16 protein-coding genes and 1 pseudogene are annotated in these 20,017 nt (G+C 71.4%); 10 read left to right on the top strand and 7 right to left on the bottom strand.

Going from position 1 to position 20,017, the window contains the following annotated elements; genetic code table 11:
• Positions 1-120: 120 nt before the first annotated feature.
• Genes ACZ7GX_RS33065 through ACZ7GX_RS33055 form a run of 3 tightly spaced genes read right to left on the bottom strand, consistent with a single transcriptional unit; the run spans position 121 to position 2,248 of the window.
• Positions 121-504 carry a RidA family protein gene (locus ACZ7GX_RS33065; RefSeq protein WP_498782491.1) on the bottom strand — a complete coding sequence of 128 codons (384 nt, stop codon included), beginning with the start codon at positions 502-504 and terminating at the stop codon, positions 121-123.
• Positions 505-533: 29 nt separating this feature from the next.
• Positions 534-1,283: an IclR family transcriptional regulator gene (locus ACZ7GX_RS33060; RefSeq protein WP_498782489.1), complete on the bottom strand. Its 750-nt coding sequence runs from the start codon at positions 1,281-1,283 to the stop codon at positions 534-536.
• A complete protein-coding gene (locus ACZ7GX_RS33055) occupies positions 1,280-2,248 on the bottom strand; it encodes a sugar kinase (RefSeq protein ID WP_498782487.1) in 969 nt (322 codons plus the stop codon). Before ACZ7GX_RS33055 ends, ACZ7GX_RS33060 begins: the two co-directional genes overlap by 4 nt.
• Before the next feature lie 102 nt (positions 2,249-2,350).
• Between ACZ7GX_RS33055 and ACZ7GX_RS33050 the strand changes: the two genes are divergently transcribed.
• From ACZ7GX_RS33050 to ACZ7GX_RS33020, 7 genes are all read left to right on the top strand, one after another.
• Complete coding sequence (locus ACZ7GX_RS33050; RefSeq protein WP_498782485.1) at positions 2,351-3,604, top strand: amino acid deaminase; 1,254 nt, start codon at positions 2,351-2,353, stop codon at positions 3,602-3,604.
• A gap of 11 nt (positions 3,605-3,615) precedes the next feature.
• On the top strand, positions 3,616-5,205 hold the full coding sequence (locus ACZ7GX_RS33045) for an N-acyl-D-amino-acid deacylase family protein (protein WP_498782483.1): 1,590 nt from the start codon (positions 3,616-3,618) through the stop codon (positions 5,203-5,205).
• Complete coding sequence (locus ACZ7GX_RS33040) at positions 5,202-6,596, top strand: GntP family permease (protein WP_498782481.1); 1,395 nt, start codon at positions 5,202-5,204, stop codon at positions 6,594-6,596. The genes ACZ7GX_RS33045 and ACZ7GX_RS33040 overlap by 4 nt, the downstream gene beginning before the upstream one ends.
• A 385-nt stretch (positions 6,597-6,981) precedes the next feature.
• Positions 6,982-7,593 carry a response regulator transcription factor gene (locus tag ACZ7GX_RS33035; RefSeq protein WP_498782479.1) on the top strand — a complete coding sequence of 204 codons (612 nt, stop codon included), beginning with the start codon at positions 6,982-6,984 and terminating at the stop codon, positions 7,591-7,593.
• On the top strand, positions 7,590-8,240 hold the full coding sequence (locus ACZ7GX_RS33030) for a hypothetical protein (RefSeq protein ID WP_498782477.1): 651 nt from the start codon (positions 7,590-7,592) through the stop codon (positions 8,238-8,240). The genes ACZ7GX_RS33035 and ACZ7GX_RS33030 overlap by 4 nt, the downstream gene beginning before the upstream one ends.
• 5 nt (positions 8,241-8,245) lie before the next feature.
• The gene (locus ACZ7GX_RS33025; RefSeq protein WP_498782475.1) at positions 8,246-9,619 is read left to right on the top strand and encodes a hypothetical protein; all 1,374 of its coding nucleotides are present in this window, start codon (positions 8,246-8,248) and stop codon (positions 9,617-9,619) included.
• Positions 9,616-10,989, top strand: coding sequence for a hypothetical protein (locus ACZ7GX_RS33020; protein WP_498782473.1), 1,374 nt, complete (start codon positions 9,616-9,618; stop codon positions 10,987-10,989). Before ACZ7GX_RS33025 ends, ACZ7GX_RS33020 begins: the two co-directional genes overlap by 4 nt.
• A gap of 138 nt (positions 10,990-11,127) precedes the next feature.
• Here the strand turns inward: ACZ7GX_RS33020 and ACZ7GX_RS33015 are convergent, their stop codons facing one another.
• Together ACZ7GX_RS33015 and uvrA are read right to left on the bottom strand one after the other, a co-directional pair.
• A complete protein-coding gene (locus tag ACZ7GX_RS33015) occupies positions 11,128-11,649 on the bottom strand; it encodes an SRPBCC family protein (RefSeq protein WP_498782471.1) in 522 nt (173 codons plus the stop codon).
• Positions 11,650-12,007: 358 nt separating this feature from the next.
• The gene (gene uvrA / locus ACZ7GX_RS33010) at positions 12,008-14,881 is read right to left on the bottom strand and encodes an excinuclease ABC subunit UvrA (RefSeq protein ID WP_498782469.1); all 2,874 of its coding nucleotides are present in this window, start codon (positions 14,879-14,881) and stop codon (positions 12,008-12,010) included.
• 247 nt (positions 14,882-15,128) lie between these two features.
• Between uvrA and ACZ7GX_RS33005 the strand changes: the two genes are divergently transcribed.
• Positions 15,129-15,920 (top strand): maleylpyruvate isomerase family mycothiol-dependent enzyme, encoded by a 792-nt coding sequence (locus ACZ7GX_RS33005; RefSeq protein ID WP_498782467.1) that lies wholly within the window; start codon positions 15,129-15,131, stop codon positions 15,918-15,920.
• Between the two features lie 101 nt (positions 15,921-16,021).
• Here the strand turns inward: ACZ7GX_RS33005 and ACZ7GX_RS33000 are convergent.
• Positions 16,022-16,960, bottom strand: a pseudogene (locus ACZ7GX_RS33000) (acyltransferase family protein); the annotation flags it as partial.
• Positions 16,961-17,077: 117 nt separating this feature from the next.
• On the opposite strand from ACZ7GX_RS33000, the gene ACZ7GX_RS32995 reads away from it, so the two are divergent.
• Complete coding sequence (locus ACZ7GX_RS32995; protein ID WP_498782465.1) at positions 17,078-17,755, top strand: MBL fold metallo-hydrolase; 678 nt, start codon at positions 17,078-17,080, stop codon at positions 17,753-17,755.
• A 61-nt stretch (positions 17,756-17,816) separates the two neighbouring features.
• Here the strand turns inward: ACZ7GX_RS32995 and ACZ7GX_RS32990 are convergent, their stop codons facing one another.
• Positions 17,817-18,638 carry a DUF4365 domain-containing protein gene (locus tag ACZ7GX_RS32990; RefSeq protein ID WP_498782463.1) on the bottom strand — a complete coding sequence of 274 codons (822 nt, stop codon included), beginning with the start codon at positions 18,636-18,638 and terminating at the stop codon, positions 17,817-17,819.
• A gap of 240 nt (positions 18,639-18,878) precedes the next feature.
• Here ACZ7GX_RS32990 and ACZ7GX_RS32985 point away from each other — a divergent pair, with 240 nt between their 5' ends.
• On the top strand, positions 18,879-19,976 hold the full coding sequence (locus ACZ7GX_RS32985; protein WP_498782461.1) for a beta family protein: 1,098 nt from the start codon (positions 18,879-18,881) through the stop codon (positions 19,974-19,976).
• Positions 19,977-20,017 lie beyond the last annotated feature (41 nt).

Raw genomic sequence — 20,017 nt, 5'->3', positions numbered from 1 at the left:
CGTTGCCGGCGCCGGTCTGCGTGACGTCGGCCTGACCGGTTCGGACTTGAGGGGGCGAAGCTGAGCGGGGCGGACGTGGCGCAGGCGAAGCTGCCCCCGGACGCCCCGGCTCCGTGACGGCTACTCGACCACCGCGAGGGCGTCGATCTCGACCAGCAGCTTGTCGGGCAGGCCGACGTAGACGGTGGTGCGGGCGGGGAACGGCTCCTCGGTGACGAACTCGCCGTAGGCGGCGTTCATCTCGGCGAAGTGCGCGGTGTCGGTGAGGTAGACGCGCAGCATCACCACGTCGGCGAGGGTCGCGCCGCCGGCCGCCAGCACGGCGATCACGTTGCGCATCGCCTGCCTGGTCTGCTCGGCCACGGTGTCGCCGACGACGGCGCCGGTGGCCGGGTCGAACGCGACCTGGCCCGCCACCTGCAGCACGGGTCCCTTGCGGACGCCCTGGGAGAACGCGGCCACGGGGGTGGGCGCGTCGGCGGTCCTGATCTCGGTCTTCGCCATGGGTTGTGCGTTTCCTTCCTGGTGGGTCTTCAGTCGCGCGGCGTCCAGCCGCACTCGACGGAGGCGGCCCGCGCGGTGGCGAGCAGGTCGGGCAGGTGGCCGAGCAGCCCGTCGAAGTCCAGCAGCACCTTGGGCACGGACATCGACACGGCGGCGACGACCTCGCCGCGGGCGCCGCGGATGGGCGCGGCGACGCAGTGGATGAAGTCCTCGTGCTCGGCGTTGTCGACGGCGTAGCCGGCGGCGCGGACGCGGTCCAGCTCGGCCAGGTACGCGTCCGGCGTGGTGATGGTGTTCGCGGTCAGCGGCACGTAGTCGATGGACCGGGCGACCTCGCGGCGGCGCGGCTCGGGCAGGTCCGACAGCAGCACCTTGGCCACGGCGGTGCAGTGCAGCGGGGCCCGTCTGCCGATGCGCGAGTACATCCGCATCGGGTGGGTGCTGTCGTACTTGTCGATGTAGATGACCTCGCCGTCCTCGTAGGAGGCCAGGTGGACGGTGTAGCCGGTGCGGGCGTTGAGCTCGCGCAGGGCGTTCTCGGCGCTGCGCCGCACGTCCCGCTCCTCCAGCGCCCGGTTGGCCAGGTCGAACAGGGCGGTGCCCAGCCGGTAGTGGTGCACGCCCTCGCGCTGCACGAACCGGTGCGACTCCAGCGTGCGCAGCAGCCTCATGGTGGTCGACTTGTGCACCTCGATGACGCCCGACAGCTCGTCCAGCGTCTTGGGCCCGGTGGCCAGTTCCCCCACCAGGGTCAGCGCCCGGTCCAGGCTTTGGCTCATCGACGTCTCCTCAGGTGTGCGGCGGCCCACGTGCGGGAATCGGCGTCCAGCAGTGGCACGGTCACCGCGGGCGGCAGCGACTCGCCGACATCCTCCCTGGTGAGCAGCGCGGAGGCGGCCAGGAGGTGCCCGGCGCGCAGTCGGCGCGCCGGTGGCTCGCCGGCGAGGTGCGCGGCGAGGTAGCCGGCGGCGAACGCGTCGCCCGCGCCGACGGGTTCCACCACGTCCACCCGCAGGCCCGGCTGGAACGTCGACGCGCCGCCCTCGACCACGGTCGCGCCGCGTGCGCCGTGCTTGACCACGAGCGTCGTCGGGCCGGGCAGCAACGCCCGCAGCGCCGCCGGGTCGCCGGTCCCCCACACGGCGTGCGCCTCGTCGGCGCCGGCGAGCACGATGTCGGCCGCGTCGGCGAGGTCCCGCAGCACGGCCGGGTCGCGGTCGTGCCACAGCGCGGGCCGCCAGTTCAGGTCGAACGACACCGGCGCGGACCGCGGCCGGCGCAGGACGGCGCGCAGCAGCTCGAGGCAGCTGTCCGAGAGCGCCGCGGTGATGCCGCTGACGTGCACCAGCGCGACGTCGTCCCACCGCAGCCGGTCCAGCGTGGCCGGTCCCATCGCGGACGCCGCCGAGCCGCGCCGGTAGTACCGCACGGGGCTGCCGGCGGCGTCGGCTTCCTTGACGTAGAGGCCGGTCGGCCGGTCGGGGTCGACGCGCACCCCGGTGACGTCCACGCCCGCGCCGCCGACCGCGTCGAGGACCGCGCCGCCGAACGCGTCGTCGCCCACCGCGCTCACCCAGCGGCTGCGCACGCCGAGCCGGGCCAGGTGGATGGCCACGTTGGACTCGGCGCCGCCGATCGCCCGGGTCCACGTGCGCGCCGCGCGCACCGGACCGGGTTCGGCGGGCACCAGCACCGCCATGGTCTCGCCCAGGCACACCACGCCGCCCGGCAGGTCGAACCGCATCCGAACTCCTTGATTGACGGCGGCGGTGACCGAATGTTACACACTCCAGCATCACATCGCGCAATAGCCGTTGCAAAATGCGCAACGTTAGGAGCGGGAGACGTGGATCTCGACGCTGTGGCCGCCATCCGCGACGAGCGGGTCGACTGGCGGTTCAAGGGCCTGCCCGCCGACGCGTTCGGCGCCACGATCGGCGACGTGGCCGCCCGCCGGCTCGACCTGTTCGCCGACGGGTTCGTCGGACCCCTGGTCGTGCTGGACGCCGCCGCGCTGGAGCACAACCTCGCCACCATGGCCCGCTGGTGCGCCGACCACGGCGTGCTGCTGGCGCCGCACGGCAAGACGACCATGGCCCCGCAGCTGTTCGCCCGCCAGTTGGCGCACGGCGCGTGGGGGATCACCGCGGCCAACACCAGCCAGCTGAGGGTCTACCGGGCGTTCGGGGTGGCGCGGGTGGTGCTGGCCAACCAGCTCGTCGACCCCGCCGGGCTGCGGTGGCTGGCCGCGGAACTGGCCGCCGACGACACGTTCGAGTTCACCTGCTGGGTCGATTCCGTCGCGGGCGTGGCACGGATGACCGAGGCGCTGGGCGCGGTCGAACGGCCGGTCGACGTGCTGGTCGAGCTCGGGGCGCGCGGCGGGCGGACCGGCGCGCGGGACCTGGCCACCGCGCTGGAGGTGGCCAGGGCCGCCGCCGCGAGCCCCGCGCTGCGCCTGGCCGGCGTCGGCGGCTACGAGGGCGCGCTGGCGCACGACGCGTCACCGGCCGCGCGGTCCGTCGTGGACGGTTACCTGACCTCGTTGCGCGAGCTGGCGATCGCCGCGCGGGACCTGTTCGGGGTGGACGAGCCGATCGTCACCGCCGGCGGCAGCGCGTACTTCGACCAGGTGGCGGCGAAGCTCACCGAGCCGTGGCCGTTCCCGGTGCGGCCGGTGCTGCGCAGCGGCGCGTACATCACCCACGACGACGGGTTCTACCGCGGCATCTCGCCCCTGGGCCGCACGCCCGGCGCGCAACCGTTCCGCAGCGCGTTGCGCGCGTGGGCGCAGGTCACCTCACGTCCGCAGCCCGACCTGGCGCTGCTGACGCTGGGCAAGCGGGACGCGTCGTTCGACGAGGGCCTGCCCGAGCCGCAGGTCCGGCGCGGCCGGGACGGCGTCGAGCGGCCGTTCTCCGCCGAGGTCACCGCGCTCAACGACCAGCACGCGTTCGTGCGGCTGTCCGGCGACGACGTCGAGGTCGGCGACTGGGTGGGCCTCGGCCTGTCCCACCCCTGCACGGTGTTCGACAAGTGGCCGCTGATCCCGGTGGTCGAGGGCACCACCGTGGTCGACCTGATCCGCACCTACTTCTAGGGGGGTTCGGCGTGGACATCGTCTTCAGGGGCGCACGGGTGGTGGACGGCACCGGCGCGCCCTCCTACCGGGCGGACGTGGGCGTGCGCGACGGGCGGATCGCCGCGATCGGCGACCGGCTCGACGGGCGGCGGGTGATCGACGCCGACGGCCGGGTCCTCGCACCCGGCTTCATCGACATGCACTCCCACTCCGACGTCCAGGTGCTGGCCGACCCCGACCACCTGGCCAAGGTGTCGCAGGGCGTCACCACCGAGGTCCTCGGCCAGGACGGGCTGTCCTACGCGCCCGTGGACGACGACGTGCTGGCCGTGCTGCGCGCGCAGCTGGCCGGGTGGAACGACGACCCGCCCGGCTTCGACTGGGGCTGGCGCTCCGTCGGCGAGTACCTGGACCGCCTCGACCGGGGCATCGCGGTCAACGCCGCCTACCTCGTCCCGCAGGGCACGCTGCGGATGCTGTGCGTCGGCTACGAGGACCGGCCCGCCACCGACGCCGAGCTGGACCGGATGCGGGAGGTGCTCGCGCGGTCGTTGCGCGAGGGCGCGATGGGCATGTCGTCCGGCCTGACCTACACGCCCGGCATGTACGCCGACACCGCCGAGCTGACCGAGCTGTGCCGGGTCGTCGGCGCGCACGGCGGGTTCTACAGCCCGCACCACCGCAGCTACGGCGCGGGCGCGCTGGAGGCGTACGCGGAGATGGTGCGCGTGTCGCGTGACGCCGGCTGCCCGCTGCACCTCGCGCACGCCACGATGAACTTCGAGGTCAACCGGGGTCGGGCGGGCGAGCTGCTGGACCTGCTGGACCGGGCGATCGCGGACGGCGCGGACATCACCCTCGACACCTACCCGTACCTGCCCGGCGCGACGTACCTGTCGGCGCTGCTGCCCAGCTGGGCGGGCGAGGGCGGACCGGAGGCCACCCTGGCCCGGCTGGCCGATCCGGGCACCCGCGAGCGGATCCGGGTCGAGGTCGAGGAGACCGGCTCCGACGGCTGCCACGGCGTGCCGGTCGACTGGTCCGCCATCGAGGTCAACGGTGTGCGCAAGGCCGAGAACGCCCACCTGGTCGGGCACTCGGTCGCCGAGTCGGCGCGCCGGGCGGGCCGGCCGCCCGCCGAGCTGTACTTCGACGTGCTGCTCTCCGAACGGCTGGGCACCTCGTGCCTGATGCACGTCGGCCACGAGGACAACGTCCGCGCGATCATGCGGCACCCCGCGCACACCGGCGGCAGCGACGGCCTGCTGGTCGGCGACCGGCCGCACCCGCGCGCGTGGGGCACGTTCCCCCGCTACCTCGCCCGGTACGTGCGCGAACTCGGCGTGCTGGGCCTGGAGGAGTGCGTGGCCCACCTGACCGGGCGGGCCGCGCGGCGGCTCCGGCTCGCCGACCGGGGACTCGTCCGCGAGGGGCACGCCGCCGACCTCGTCCTGTTCGACCCCGACGCGATCGCCGACACCGCGACGTTCGACGAACCCCGGCAGGCCGCCGCGGGCATCACCCACGTGGTCGTCAACGGGGTGCCCGTGCTCGACGAGGGCGGGCGGACCGACGCCCTGCCCGGCCGTTCCCTGCGACACCACCGGAGCCGCCCGTGATCGACTGGTTGCAGCACAGCACGGGAGGGCTGCTGACGCTGTCCGCGATCGGCATCGCCCTCCTCCTGGCGATGATCATCAGGTGGAAGGTCGAGCCGTTCATCGCGCTGCTCGTGGTCGGCCTGCTGGTCGCGCTCGCCGCGGGCCTGCCCGTGGAGACGCTGGTCGGCTCGGCGCAGAAGGCGTCGGACTCCTTGGTGGAGAAGGGTTTCGGCGGCATCCTCGGCCACGTCGCCGCGATCATCGGCCTCGGCACGCTGCTCGGCTCGATCCTGGAGGCCTCCGGCGGCGCGGAGGTGCTGACCCGGTCGCTGCTGCGGGCGTTCGGCGAGAACCGCGCCCCGCTCGCCATGGGCCTGTCCGGGCTGATCTTCGGCGTGCCGGTGTTCTTCGACATCGGCATCTTCGTGCTCGCTCCGCTGGTCTACGTGGCCGCGAAGCGCAGCGGCCGGTCGATCGTGCTGTACGCCATGCCGCTGCTGGCCGGGCTGTCGGTGACGCACGCGTTCATGCCGCCGCACCCCGGTCCCGTCGCGGCGGCGGGCATGCTCGGCGTGGAACTCGGCTGGATCATCGTCATGGCGCTGGCCGTGGCGCTGCCGTCGTGGTTCATCGGCGGCGTGCTGTTCTCCGCGTGGATGGGCAAGCGGCTGCACGTGCCCGTGCCGGAGGAGATGCTGGCCGCCGCGGAGAAGGCGCGCGGCGAGCAGGCCAAGGGCGAGCCGCCGCTGTCGCTGGTGCTGGGGATCATCGCGGTGCCGCTGGTGCTGATCCTGGCGGGCACGTTCGGCAGCATCCTGCTGCCCAAGGGCTCCACCGTGCTGGGCGTGTTCACGTTCTTCGGCACGCCCGCGGTGGCGTTGACGATCGCCCTGCTGCTGGCGTTCTGGCTGCTGGGCTTCCGCCGGGGCATGACGCGCGAGCAGGTGACCGAGCTGTCCGCCGCGTCGTTGCGGCCGGTGGCGATGATCCTCCTGGTGGTCGGCGCGGGCGGGTTCTTCGGCGCGGTGCTGTCCGCGACGGGTGTCGGCAAGGTGCTGGCCACGTCGCTGGCCGACGTCGGGCTGCCGGTGATCGCGCTGTCGTACGTGATCAGCTGCGGCATGCGCATCGCGCAGGGCTCGGCCACCGTGGCGATCGTGACCACGACCGGCATCGTCGTGCCCGTCGTGGCCGACCTGGACTACTCGCAGCCGCAGCTGGCGCTGGTGGTCATGTCGATCGCCGCGGGCTCGATCATCGCCTCGCACGTCAACGACGGCGGGTTCTGGATCGTGTCGCGCTACTTCGGCCTGTCGGTGAAGGAGACGCTCCAGACGTGGACCGTGCTGGAGACCATCCTGTCCGTGGTCGGGTTCGTGGTGGCCGCCCTGCTGAGCCTGGTGGTGTAGCCGGCGGGGTGCGTGGTGAACCTCCCGGGGGCGACCTGGCAGCCACCCAGGCGGACCGCGGGCGGGCACGGCCGGCGGAGGTGGCGGCGCTGGTCCCGCCGAGTGACCCACTGGTCCGAACGGCCTACACCGCACCCCGGCGGCCGGTACGCCGTGCGGCCATCCGAGTGGCCGCCGGAGGGCCCGTTGAACCGGTGGGATGAATTGCGACGCGCTATGCGCGACCGGAGGTAATATCGCTGGAAACGGTTCACCGGTTCGGGATGGGGGCGATTTCCCATTGTTCCCGATACGTGGCTGTTCGGCTCCGCCCACCATTTCGGACGACGGTCCCGGAATAACCGGGGGCGCCCGTTTCGAGCAGCCGCCCGACGCGGACGTGCTGGTGCTCGGCAAGGGGCACGCGCTCGCCGAGGCGCTCGCCAGCGGCCTGCGGCTGCTCGGCTGGCGACCCCGCCTGGCCGAGCCGCCGGGCCCGCCGAACCCCCGCCGCGTCGTGCTCGTGGAGGACGAGTCCGGTCGCCTGCCCACCGCCGAGGGCAGGTGGGCCGGGGTCGTGGTGGCGGTGGGCGACATCCGCGCCGTCGAGGACCTGATCGGCCACGTCGCCCGCGGCGCGCGGGCCGTCGACGCCGCCCTTCCCTACGAATGCCTGCTCAAAGCCCTGCACGACGCCTTGCGGGCGGCCTCGCCCACGGCCGCGGAACGCGACCTGGCACTGGCCGGCCTGCGGGCGAGGCTCGACGAGGCACGTCGCATCAGCACGCTGACCGAGCGCGAAGCGGGGGTGCTGGCGGGCATCGCGGCGGGCTACCGCGCCGAGGACATCGCCCGCGACCTGTCGGTCTCGGTGGCCACCGTGCGCAGCCAGATCGCCGCGGTCCTGCGCAAGCTCGACGTCCGCTCGCAGACCGCCGCCGCGGCCACCGCCCACCGCTGCGGCCCCGACTTCGACCCGCGCCACCCGTGGCGGCGATTTCATCAAAATTGTGGATGACCACCGCCGCCGGCGCCGCGCAACCTGAAGTGGACATCGAGACCACTGGGAGGCGCATGATGTCCCACATCGACGTGCTGCAATTCATCGGAGCAATTCAGGGGTGGGCCCGGCAGCGCGATGGCCAATTCAAGTACAACTGGCCCGTCAAGGGCGGGTGGGAGGGCTGGATCCAGGTCGACCTGACCGCGTCCATCCTCACGGCCGCGCCCACCGCCGAGATCCTGCGGGAACAGCCCGTCTACACCAACACCCGGCAGCGGTGCGACCTGCTGCTCAACACGACCGCCGCGCCGGACGCGCAGGTGATCGTCGAGCTCAAGGCCGAGTCGTGGCACAACCGCGCCGCGTTCGTCCCCGGGGTGATCGACGACCTCGACAAGCTCCAGCAGTCCGTCAGCCCCGCGTACGCGGGCTCGAACCGGGTCATGCTCGCCATGCCGTTCAGCCAGCCGAGCTACCAGGACGTGCTGGGCATCCAGATCGACGGGCACCGCATCTTCAGCGCGGTCCACGTCGGCGAAGTGGCCTGCCTGGTGGCCGTCCGCACCGCGCAGGGCTGGCTGAGCCCCGAAGGGCTCGGCGTGCCCGAGGTGGCCGGCGCGCTGCCGTTCGTGCCCGCGCAGCCCGCGACGGCGGGGAGGTGAGGGTCGTGACCGACTGGAACGCCGCCCTCTTCACCAAGCTGTACTCCAAGATGGCGCTCGCGCTCGGCGTGACGCCCGACGAGCAGGGCGACGCGGAACTGGCCGCCGAGCTCGGCGAACCGCTGCCACCGCGCTACTCCCCCACCGCCGCGCGCCAGGACCCGCAGTTCCTGCTCGCGATCCTCAACCCCGGCCAGTACGTGCCCGCCGACCTCAACCCGGCGCACGACCTCGACGACTGGTACGCGCTGTCCGTGCTGCTCAGCCGCGTCCCCCAGTTCAGCTGGGTGTACAAGCCCGCGGCGAGCTCGGTCGACAACAACTACCGGTCCGTCCTCGAGTACAAGGAAGCACCGGAGGTGCACCTCACCCCCGAGCAGCTGAAGCAGCTCGACGCCGCGACCAAGACCGCGGAGAAGTACGAGGACGTCTACGAGAAGTACCGGGATGCCTACGAGGTCGCGATCACGGCCTACGACAGCGCGTACGCGGACTACAAGGACGGCGGCCCGCCCGTCCCGCCGTCCCTGAAGCGGAAGGTCACCGCGGCCCTCCAGGACTGGCAGCGCCTCGGCCACCGCTCCGCCGTCGACTCGGCCACGGCGATCATCGCCCGCTACGAGGCGCTGGAGCCGGAGACGTTCTGGTACAAGCTGACCGAGCGGTTCGAGACCGGCGCCCAGGACGCCGGGCTGGGCAGCCCGTTCCAGCCCGTCGGCGTGTCACCGCCGTACAAGTCGTGGTTCGGCGAGCACGGCTGGACCTCGTTCTCCTTCGACCAGAAGGACATGGACAACCAGCAGGAGTCCCAGGCCATCGGCGTGTCCGGCAGCCTGGACGGCACGTTCGGCATCTTCAAGGTCTCCGGCGACGGCGACTACAGCAAGGACTCGTCGTACACGAAGATGACCCAGACGGAGCTGGCGTTCAGCTGCAAGCTCCTGCGCGTCAGCCTGGACCGCCCGTGGATGAACCCCCTGGTGCTGTCCAGCCGCGCGTGGCGGTGGGCGCCCGGCACGCCGACGTACGGCAGCCAGTTCTCCACCGGCGCCGACATCGCCTCCGACGTCGCGCCGACCGGCACCATGACGGTCATCCCGACCGCCGCGATCCTGTCGAAGGACCTGCTGGTCAAGGGCAACTTCACCGACACGATCGTCAAGCAGATGAACACCGCCATCAAGGCGAAGGCGTCGGTCGGCATCGGTCCGTTCAGCATCTCGGGCCGGTTCAACATGGCCGACCACAGCGGCAGCCAGACCGGCGTCATCGCGAACAACCAGATCAGCGCGCCGGACGTGCAGATCGTGGCGTTCGTGTGCGAGGTGCTGCCCAAGTCGCCCGACCCCGACCCGACGCTGAAGTGGCCCAACCCGTGACCACGGCACGCCGGCACGACCGAACGGCCCGGTACCGCACCGGGCCGTTCGACCTCACGCCGGAGGACTTCGACGCGGAGCTGTTCGCCCAGCTGTACAGCAAGCTCGCGACCGGTTTCTCCGCCGCCCAGACCGTGGCCGAGCGCAGCGGCGCCCTGCTGTCGCTCATGGTGCCCGGCCAGTACGTCAAGCAGAACCTCGACCCGGACGACCCGGGCACGCAGTACGTGCTGTCGAACCTGCTGAACCCGACGCTGGCGTGCTCGTGGGTGGTGCAGCGCGGCGCGGCGAACGTCACGGAGGTCTACGAGGCCGTGCTGAACGGCAAGGAGCCGCCGTTGACGCACCTGACCGAACGGCAGCGGCAGGACCTGGCGGCGGCCCGCGCACTCGTCTTCCAGCCCGACGGCGCGCCGACCGCGCGGTACGAGCGGTACCTGGCGTGCCGACTGGCGTACCTGGAGGCGTCGGCCGCCTACGAGCAGTCGCTGGCCACCGAGCGCAACGGCGGCCGGAAGGTGCCGCCCCGGCTGCGCAAGGCGCTCGACCGGGCCGTGGAGCGGTGGCGGGTGGACGGGGACCGGGACGGCGTCGACCTCGCGTTCGCCACGATCGACCAGTACGACGCGCTGGAGCCGGCGTTGTTCTGGCAGCGGCTGGGTGAGCGCTTCGGGCAGTGGACCCGGCCCTACGGCGTGGGCGGCCACTACCAGCACGTCGACACCGCACCCCCGTACCGGGAGTGGTTCACCGACGACGGGTGGTCCGCCTTCACGTTCGACGAGCTCGACTTCGCCCACCAGGACCGCTCCGGCGGGGCCGGGCTGGAACCGTGCCGCTGTCGGTGCGGCGACGGGCCCGCGCCCGCCCGCGGCGGCTTCCACCAGGCGTCCACCGCGGAGTTCGACGGCGGCCTGCGGCTGCCGACCGCCGTGCCGACCCGGTTCCGGCTGGCCTGTGAACTGCGCCGGGTCGAGATCGCCCGGCCGTGGCTGGACCCGCTGGTGCTGCACAGCCGCGCCTGGCGGTGGTCGCGGGCGAGCGGGACCTACGGCGTCCGGATCTCCACCGGCGGCGACCTCGTCGGGTCGCTCGTGCCGACCGGCGTGATGCCGCTGCTGCCGACCGCCGCCGTGCTCGCCCGCAAGGTGGAGATCGAGTGGAGCGACGGCGGGTCGTGGGCCGACCGCCTCGCCGCCCCCGACGGCCCTGAGCTGAGGTTCGGCCCGTTCCGCCTGACCGGCGCCACCACCGCGGGCGACCACATCTCGATGCCAGACCCCCAGCTGGTCGGCTACCTGAGCGAGGTCCTACCGCGCTGCCCCGACCCCGACCCGCGGCTGCCGTGGCCCGACGACCCTCAGACCTGACCGAGCACGCCCTCGGGCCTAGCTAGGCCCCCGCCCCCGCCCTTTACACCTGACCGAGCCCACCCCTTGGGCCTGACCGAACCCAGCCCTTCAAGCCTGACCAAACCCGACCGCTCAGACCTGACCGTGCCCGCCCCTTCAGGCCTGACCGCCCGTCGCCGCCTGACCCGCCGCCTGCCCGGTCGCCTGACCCGCCGCCTGCCCTAACGCCGCCTGGAACCCGGCCAGGTAGGTGCGCAGACCCCGTTGGCCGCTGCGCATCATCACCTCGTGGTTGGCCAAGAGCAGCGGCCGGGCGAGGAGGGCCAGGCGGCGCAGCAGCGGTTTGCGCACCACCACCTCCTGGTCGTAGACCAGGCGCGAACCGGTGCCCTCGGCGAAGATCCGCCAGCTCGCCGTGCCGTCGAGGTCGCCGACGAGGTCCGCGCGCAGCAGACCCGCCGCCGGCTCCCGGGCGTTGTGGCGCGCCTGGAACACCAGGTCGTACGGCAGGGCCGAGCGGCACCGGAGCTCGGCCACGTCGTCGGCGACGCGGCGGGCCACGCGCACCTGCGGCCACCACCGCGGGTAGCTGCCCAGGTCGGCGAGGACGTCGAAGGTCCGCTCGGGTGTGCTGTCCACCGACCAGACGCTGCGGAAGCGGTACGTGTTCAGCGGCATGACGCCCATAGTTCCGTAGCAGAGCGGTTCCGTGGCAGAACGCCGTGGTGTTCCGCGGCATGGCGGCAGGGGCCAGCGGCAGGACGCCATGTGTCTGACAGCGGTGCGGCGGGTGGACGCTCGCCATGGTTCAGCGGCATGGCGCCATGGTCACGTGGACCGGGGCGGGGTGGCGCCATGGTCACGTGGACCGGTTGGGTGGGTGACGGCCCGCGGACACCGGGATGGTGATGTGACCGGGGCCGCCGCGCCTCCCTATCATTTCCGGCAACGCCGGCCGGCTTTCCATTCATACCCGGAGGCCGTCACGCCTTCGGGTGATCTTGGTCGGATGTCCGGCGGGTCGGGGTCCGACTGGTCAGCCGACGGCGGCGGTGGCTGGTAGGGCTTCGCGCAGGAATTGGCCGGTGTAGCTGTCCGGCACGTCGGCAACCTGCTCCGGGGTGCCCTCGGCCACCACGGTGCCGCCGCCGGACCCACCCTCGGGGCCCATGTCGACCAGCCAGTCCGACGTCTTGATCACGTCGAGGTTGTGCTCGATCACGATCACCGTGTTGCCCTTGTCGACCAACCCGTTGATCACGCCGAGCAGCTTGCGGATGTCCTCGAAGTGCAGCCCCGTGGTCGGCTCGTCGAGGATGTACACCGTCTTGCCCGTCGAACGCTTCTGCAGCTCCGCCGCCAGCTTCACCCGCTGCGCCTCACCACCGGACAACGTGGGCGCGGGCTGCCCCAGCCGCACGTACCCCAAGCCGACGTCGACCAGCGTGCGCAGGTGCCGGTGGATCGCGTTGATCGGCTCGAAGAACGTCGCCGCCTCCTCGATCGGCATGTCGAGGACCTCGGAGATCGTCTTGCCCTTGTAGTGCACTTCCAGCGTCTCGCGGTTGTACCGGGCGCCCTTGCACACCTCGCACGGCACGTAGACGTCCGGCAGGAAGTTCATCTCGATCTTGATCGTGCCGTCGCCCGCGCACGCCTCGCAGCGCCCGCCCTTGACGTTGAACGAGAACCGACCCGGCTGGTAGCCGCGCACCTTCGCCTCGGTGGTGGCCGCGAACAGCTTGCGGATGTGGTCGAACACACCCGTGTAGGTGGCCGGGTTGGACCGCGGGGTGCGGCCGATCGGCGACTGGTCGACCTGCACCAGCTTGTCGACCTGGTCCAGCCCGCGCACCCGCGTGTGCCTGCCCGGCACCTGCCGCGCGCCGTTGAGCTTGTTCGCCAGCACGGTCGCCAGGATGTCGTTGACCAGCGTGGACTTGCCGGAACCGGACACGCCGGTGACCGAGACCAGGCAGCCGAGCGGGAACGACACGTCGATGCCGCGCAGGTTGTGCTCCCGCGCGCCGACCACGGTGAGCTGCCGCTTCTTGTCGACCTTGCGGCGGGTGGCGGGCATGGGGATCTCCTTGCGCCCCGCCAGGTACGCGCCGGTGATCGACTCCTTGTTCTTCAGCAGCTCCCGGTACGGGCCGCTGTGCACGACCTTGCCGCCGTGCTCGCCCGCGCCGGGGCCGATGTCGACCACCCAGTCGGAGGTGCGGATGGTGTCCTCGTCGTGCTCGACCACGATCAGCGTGTTGCCGAGGTCGCGCAGCCGGACGAGGGTCTCGATCAGCTTGTGGTTGTCACGCTGGTGCAACCCGATCGAGGGCTCGTCCAGCACGTACAGCACGCCGACGAGCCCGGAGCCGATCTGCGTCGCCAACCTGATCCGCTGAGCTTCTCCACCCGAAAGAGTGCCGGACGCACGGTCCAGTGACAGGTAGTTGAGGCCGACGTCGAGCAGGAAGTGCAGCCGGGCCTGGATCTCCTTGAGCACCGCGCCCGCGATCATCGACTCGCGCTTGCCGAGCTTGAGCCCGTCGAGGAACTCCGAGCACTCCGCCACCGACATCGCGCACACCTCGGCGATGGACTTGTCGCCCTTGCGCCCGTGGTGCAGCGTGACGGCCAGGATCTCCGGCTTGAGGCGCGTGCCCTGGCACGTCGGGCACGGCACCTCCCGCATGTAGCCCTCGTACTTCTCCCGCATGTACTCGGACTCGGTCTGCTCCTGCCGCCGTTCCAGGAACGGGATCACGCCCTCGTAGTTGGCGTAGTAGGAGCGCTCACGGCCGTAGCGGTTCTTGTAGCGGACGTTGACCTGCTCGTCGACGCCGTGCAGCACGGCCTTCTGCACCTTGGCGGGCAGCTGCCGCCACGGCGTGTCCATCCGGAACCCGATCGCGAGGCCGAGCGACTCCAGCAGCCGGGTGAAGTACTCGGCGGTCTGGCCGGACGCCCACGGCGCGATCGCGCCCTCGGCCAGCGACAGCTCGTCGTCCGGCACGACCAGCTCGGGGTCGACCTCCTTGCGCACGCCGATGCCGGTGCACGCCGGGCAGGCGCCGTAGGGCGAGTTGAACGAGAACGACCGCGGCTCCAGGTCCTCGATCGCCAGCGCGTGGCCGTTCGGGCAGGCCAGGTTCTCGGAGAAGCCGCGCACCCGGCCCGGGTCGTGCTCCGGGACGTCCACGAACTCCAGCTCGACCAGGCCGTCGGCCAGGCGCAGCGCCGTCTCCACCGAGTCGGTCAGCCGCTGCTTGGAGCTCGCCTTCACGCTCAGCCGGTCGATGACGACCGCGATGTCGTGCTTCTCCTGCTTCTTCAGCTTCGGCACCTCGGCGAGGGCGTGGACGACGCCGTCGACCTTGGCGCGCGAGTAGCCCTGCGACTGCAGGGTGGAGAACAGGTCGAGGTACTCGCCCTTGCGGCCGCGGATGACCGGCGCGAGCACCTGGAACTTGGTGCCCGACTCCATGGCCAGCACCTGGTCCACGATCTGCTGGGGCGTCTGCTTGCTGATCGCCTCGCCGCACGTGGGGCAGTGCGCCTTGCCGGCGCGGGCGTAGAGCAGCCGCAGGTAGTCGTAGACCTCGGTGATGGTGCCCACGGTCGACCGCGGGTTGCGGCTGGTCGACTTCTGGTCGATCGACACCGCGGGCGAGAGGCCCTCGATGAAGTCGACGTCCGGCTTGTCCATCTGACCGAGGAACTGCCGCGCGTAGGCCGAGAGCGATTCGACGTAGCGGCGCTGGCCCTCGGCGAAGATCGTGTCGAAGGCGAGGCTGGACTTGCCCGAGCCGGACAGCCCGGTGAACACGATGAGGCTGTCCCTCGGCAGGTCGAGGTCCACCCCTCGCAGGTTGTGCTCGCGCGCCCCGCGAACGACAAGCCGGTCGGCCACAACGGTTCCCTTCGGTTCTTGACCTTCCCCCGAACAGACGTTCGAAAAGCGTATCGGACCACCGCGTCGGCCCGGCCACCGCGTCGGCCCTGTCGGGGAGGGCGTCAACCATGCTAGGGCCGGGTACCGACAAATCGTGACGGGCACACTCCCACGATCGTGCGCCAACGGCTCTACCGGTCGGTAGTGAACGCCCCTACGCTGGGGTGATAGGCCGTTCGGCCGCAAACGCCGGGATGAGGTGCCCATGAGCTTCGCTGATGCCGCCCAGGTCCGATCCGCCCAGACGAGCGTACCCGCGCCCCGCGAGCAGTCGGCCGCGGTCCAGGACGCGGTCGCCGGGCTCGCCGAGGTCGAACGGGCGACAGGCGCGTTGTACGAGGTCGTCGCGGCCCTGGACCTCTCGGCGCTGCGCGGTCCGAGCCTGCTGCCGGGCTGGAGCCGGGCGCACGTGGTGACGCACCTCGCACGCAACGCCGACGCCCTGGTCAACCTGCTCATGTGGGCGAAGACGGGCGTCGAGCACCAGATGTACCCGAGCGCGGTGGACCGCGACGCGGACATCGCCGAGGGCGCGGGACGGCTGCCGCAGCTGCTGCGGGCCGACCTGGACGCGGCGTGCCAGCGGTTCGCCACGGCCGCCCGCGAGCTGCCGGCCACGGCGTGGGAGGCGGAGGTGGTGCACCCGACGTCGGGTCCGTTCCTGGCGCACCGGGTGCCGTGGCTGCGGCTGCGCGAGGTGTGGTTCCACCTGGTCGACCTCGACCGGGGCGTCGGGTTCGCCGACCTGCCGCCGGAGCTGCTGGAGCACTTCCTCGAGGAGGCCGTCGGCCAGTACGCCGACCGGGCGGACACGCCGTCGGTGCGGGTGGAGGCGGTGTTCCCGGACGGCCGTCAGCGCGGCTGGGAGCTGACCGCGGACAGCGCCACGTCGCCCGCGGTCGGCGGGGCGGCGGCGGACGTGCTGGCGTGGCTGACGGGCCGCCACAGCGGCGCCCGGCTGAACGGGACGGCGCCGACGCTGCCCAAGTGGCTCTGAGCGGCGTGCAGCCGGGCGGTGAGCAGCAGGCCGGCGAGGGTCGGCCGGCTCGCCGTCAGGGCGCGGTGCGCCGGGCGTTCGACGAACTTGGTGAGCAGCCAGCCGAGGAAGACGGCCGAGCCGGTGAAGAACGCCAGTTCGACCCACGGCCCGCCGTGGGGTGAGACCTTGGCCATGACGAGGTAGCCGAGCTCCTGGTGGACCAGGTACACGCCGTAGGAGATGCCCGCGAGCCACTTGATCGGCCGGGAGAGCAGGCGCACGGGGGCGATGTCCCAGTCCGGGCCGCCCGCCGCGGCGCACACGCCGATCAGCAGGACGCCGAAGCCGATGGTCGACGCGAGGTCGCCGCTGTGCCCGACCTGCACCAGGAGGGTCGCCGTGAGCAGGGCGAACAGGTGCCGGTCGCCGAGGCGCCCCTTGGACCACAGCCAGATGGCGACGCCGATGGCGAACAGCTGCGCGCGCTGGGCGCCGAGGCCGTTGTACAGGGCGTGGACGAGGCCGGGGTCGGCGGTCCAGTCCCGGATGACCAGGGGGACGACGATGAGGACCCAGAGCAGCGGCTTGACCGCCCGGCCGCGGATCCGCGACACCAGCAGGGCGCCCGCGATGAAGCCCGTGACCTGGATCGGGAGGGTCCAGTAGGCGGCGTCGACCAGGCGTGCCTCCGGGAACCAGCTCTGGAGCATGAGGACGTTGACGAGCAGGTCGCGCGGTTCGAGCTCGCTCCAGCCGTCCGGTGCGAGGTGGCGCAGCACGGTGTAGGTGCCCACGACGGCGACCAGGTAGGCGGGCAGCAGGCGGGCCAGGCGGTTGTGCAGGAAGCGGCCGGGTTCGCCCTTGGCCAGCGAGGCGCAGGCGAAGAAGGCGGAGATCACCACGAGCGTGCTCGCGCCGAACTCGAAGCCGAACACGAACGACGGCCGGCTGAGCTCGGGGTGGTTGGCCGGGCCGACGCGGGTGGCGTGCTGGAGGAGCACGCACAGCACGGCGAGGATGCGCAGGACGTCCCAGTTGATCCGACGTTTGGTAGGCACGAGGAAGAAGAACCCTAATCAGACGTTATCGCCGGGAGCGGCGGTGACCGTTACCAACCCTATGGGGTCGACCTGTGGGAGCCCTGAAGGGTGCCGGGTCGGATACGGTCGGCCATTGTGGACGTACTAGAGGACTACCAGGGGCACGTGTCGCCGGGCGGCCCGGCGGCACGGCGCACCCTCGACGCGCTGACCATCACCAAGGTCTCGGTCGGCCCGATGGACAACAACGCGTACCTGCTGGTCTGCCGCGCGACGAACGAGGGTCTGCTCATCGACGCGGCGGCCGACCCGGAGCGGCTGTCGGACGTGGTCGGCCACGACGTGCAGCGGCCGAGGCTGAAGACGGTCGTGACCACGCACCGGCACCAGGACCACTGGGGCGCCCTCGGCGCGGTCGCGGGCGCGAACGGCTCCAACACCATCGCGCACGAGGCGGACGCGGAGGTGCTGCCGATCCCGCCGGACGTGCTGGTGGGGCACGGCGACACGGTGCACGTCGGCGAGGTCCCGTTGACGGTGATCCACCTGCGCGGCCACACGCCGGGCTCGATCGCCCTGCTGTACCGCGACCCAACCGGCCACCCCCACCTCTTCACCGGGGACTCGCTGTTCCCGGGAGGGGTCGGCAAAACCACGTCGCCCGAAACCTTCACTTCGCTGATCGACGACGTGGAGACCCGGATCTTCGCCGAGCTGCCCGACGACACGTGGGTCTACCCAGGTCACGGCGACGACACCACCCTGGGGCGTGAGCGACCTCACCTGGACGAGTGGCGCGCGCGAGGTTGGTGAGCCGGCAGACGGGCTGTTCGGTGAGAACGAGCAGCCCGTCCACCCGCACGACCTGCTTCGCTCAGCCCTTCCGCGCCGGCGCTTTGCGCCACCACGCGCTCGCGGTCGCGCACAATCGCATCCACATCCGCTCGTCCACGGTCAAGACCACACGGCCAGGGGTGTCATGGTGTTCCAAGAAGTCGTCCACCATCCTGCCTCCCTCCACCCAGGCCGCCTCGCCGTAGTCGGTTATGGCCAGGGAATCTGGATTCTCGACGAAGAGAGTGACCCCTCCTCCCCTGCTGTGGCGCAACACCGCCCACGGCACGCCGAGTTGCTGCTGGAAGAAGAGAAGATCGCCGAACTCGTTGATGAAATGGGCCACGTAGTCGGTGGACTCCACACTGGCACCGACGTGATCGGCCAGGGCGTGAATGAGATCGGTGCGCGAGGAGAGGTGGAGGCGGAGTTCGTCGACGAATTCGGGTAACGTGTCGTCGGCCAGCACCGACTCACGGGGAACCCGGATCGATTTGAGTTCATCGCCGAATCGACTCGCGTTTCGCAACTGCGCGGTGGCGTTCGCCCAGTGGAGGGTGTCGGCTTCAGGATCGTGGACAACGCAGACCACCGGGATGTTCGGCTTGGACCAGTCGTCGCGGTGCTCGCCGACCCGCACCCGGTAACCGCCTGCGGAGCGGTAGGATCTTCCGGCCTTGACCTGCACCGCGATCGTGTCACCCGTGGTCTTGAAATCCGACACGAAGGTGACGTAAAGGTCTACGCCGAAGTCGTTGGAACCGTCGATCGGCTGCACGATGTGGTGATGCCGTTCGAACAACGCCGTCACCCGGTTCAATCCCACACGCCCTGTTCGGCGGTCGGGACTCACGCTTGCCATGCACCACGAATACCACGACCTCCGGAAAACCGGGCCACCACCGCACCGCCGCCATCGCCGGGCACGTAGCTTGACCGCACTTATGCGGTGGCCTGGATCCCGCACGGGTCACCGGGCCTCTCGGCGCGAGAGCGGAGCTGAAGATCACCCGATCGGCGGGCGTCAGCGGACCGGTCGAACTCCCAGGATCGAAGTTGCCCGGCTTGCGACCACAGGCACTGTTCGGCAGGGAGTCGCGCGATGACCTTCACCCCACTGGTCGCGTTGAAGAGCAAAAAGGGCGAACTCGACGCGCTCCTCCACCTTCCGGCGAGCCCCGGGTCACGACCGGCGATCCTCGTGGAATTGCTGGACTCCGTCGGAGTAGCGGAAAGAGGGCAACTCCTGCCCGCGCTCGTCAGAGCCGCGGTGGACGCTGCGGCGCACGACAATCCGCTGTGGATCGACGCGCACCTGCTCAGCGCGACCAGTTCGCTGGCCCGGCAGCCGGGCGGCCCGTTGGAGTTCCTCGACAAGCAGATCGAGAACACGCTGCACGACGAACTCGGGCTTCTGGCGCTCGACGTCACCGCGTTGACCCCAGTCGTTGGCGACTCGGCGACGGACGACGAGCTCAGGACGATCTCCCTGCTCCGGCAGCACCGGCCGCGGGACGTCGTGGTGCGGGTGCGCGGGGTCGCCACCCCGCCGGCAGAGATCGTCGCCCGGCTCCGGCGCGTCGTCAGCCGGACCGGTGTCGAGGCGGGGCAGCTGCACGCTGTGATCGACCTCGGCTTCATCGAGACCGTGCAGCCCGCCCATGTGACACGGACCGCACGGCTGATCGGCACTGTCGTCGACGGCATCGGGCCGTCGACGACGACGTTGCTGGCCGGTTCGATCCCGGCCAACCGGAACAGCTTCGCCACAACTACCCGTCATCGCCCCGAAGTGCCTCTGTGGCATGCGGTCGCCGAGCAGGTGGGCGGGGCGGTGAACTACGGGGACTACGGCGTGGTTCACCCGGTGCCACCCAAAGGCGGGGACCCCGGCCCGAGAACCGTCAACCCGTACCTCTACTACACGGCTCCGGGTTCCGTGGTCGCGCTGCGCAGACAGCTCGCCCGGGAAGACGGCAAGCCGGTGCAGGGTGCCGCCGTCGAGGCCTTCACCGCCTTGGCGGAGGAGCTGCTGGCACGGCCGGAGTTCGCCGGCAGGGACTTCTCGTGGGGTGACCACGAGCTGACCCGTTGCAGGCGAGGGGGCGGGAGAACCGCGGGCACCGTACCCCGCTGGATAGCCATCGCCACGTCGCACCACATCGAGCACGTGACGCGCCGGGCGCCATCCGACCTCTGATGCCGGCCTTGAGGGCTGACGGCCCGTGCTTGACCACTTGG

It is taken from the genome of Actinosynnema sp. NPDC037264 (assembly GCF_055603705.1).
Note: the sequence above shows the minus strand (reverse complement) of the source record. Positions and strands in the feature narration are given on the sequence as shown.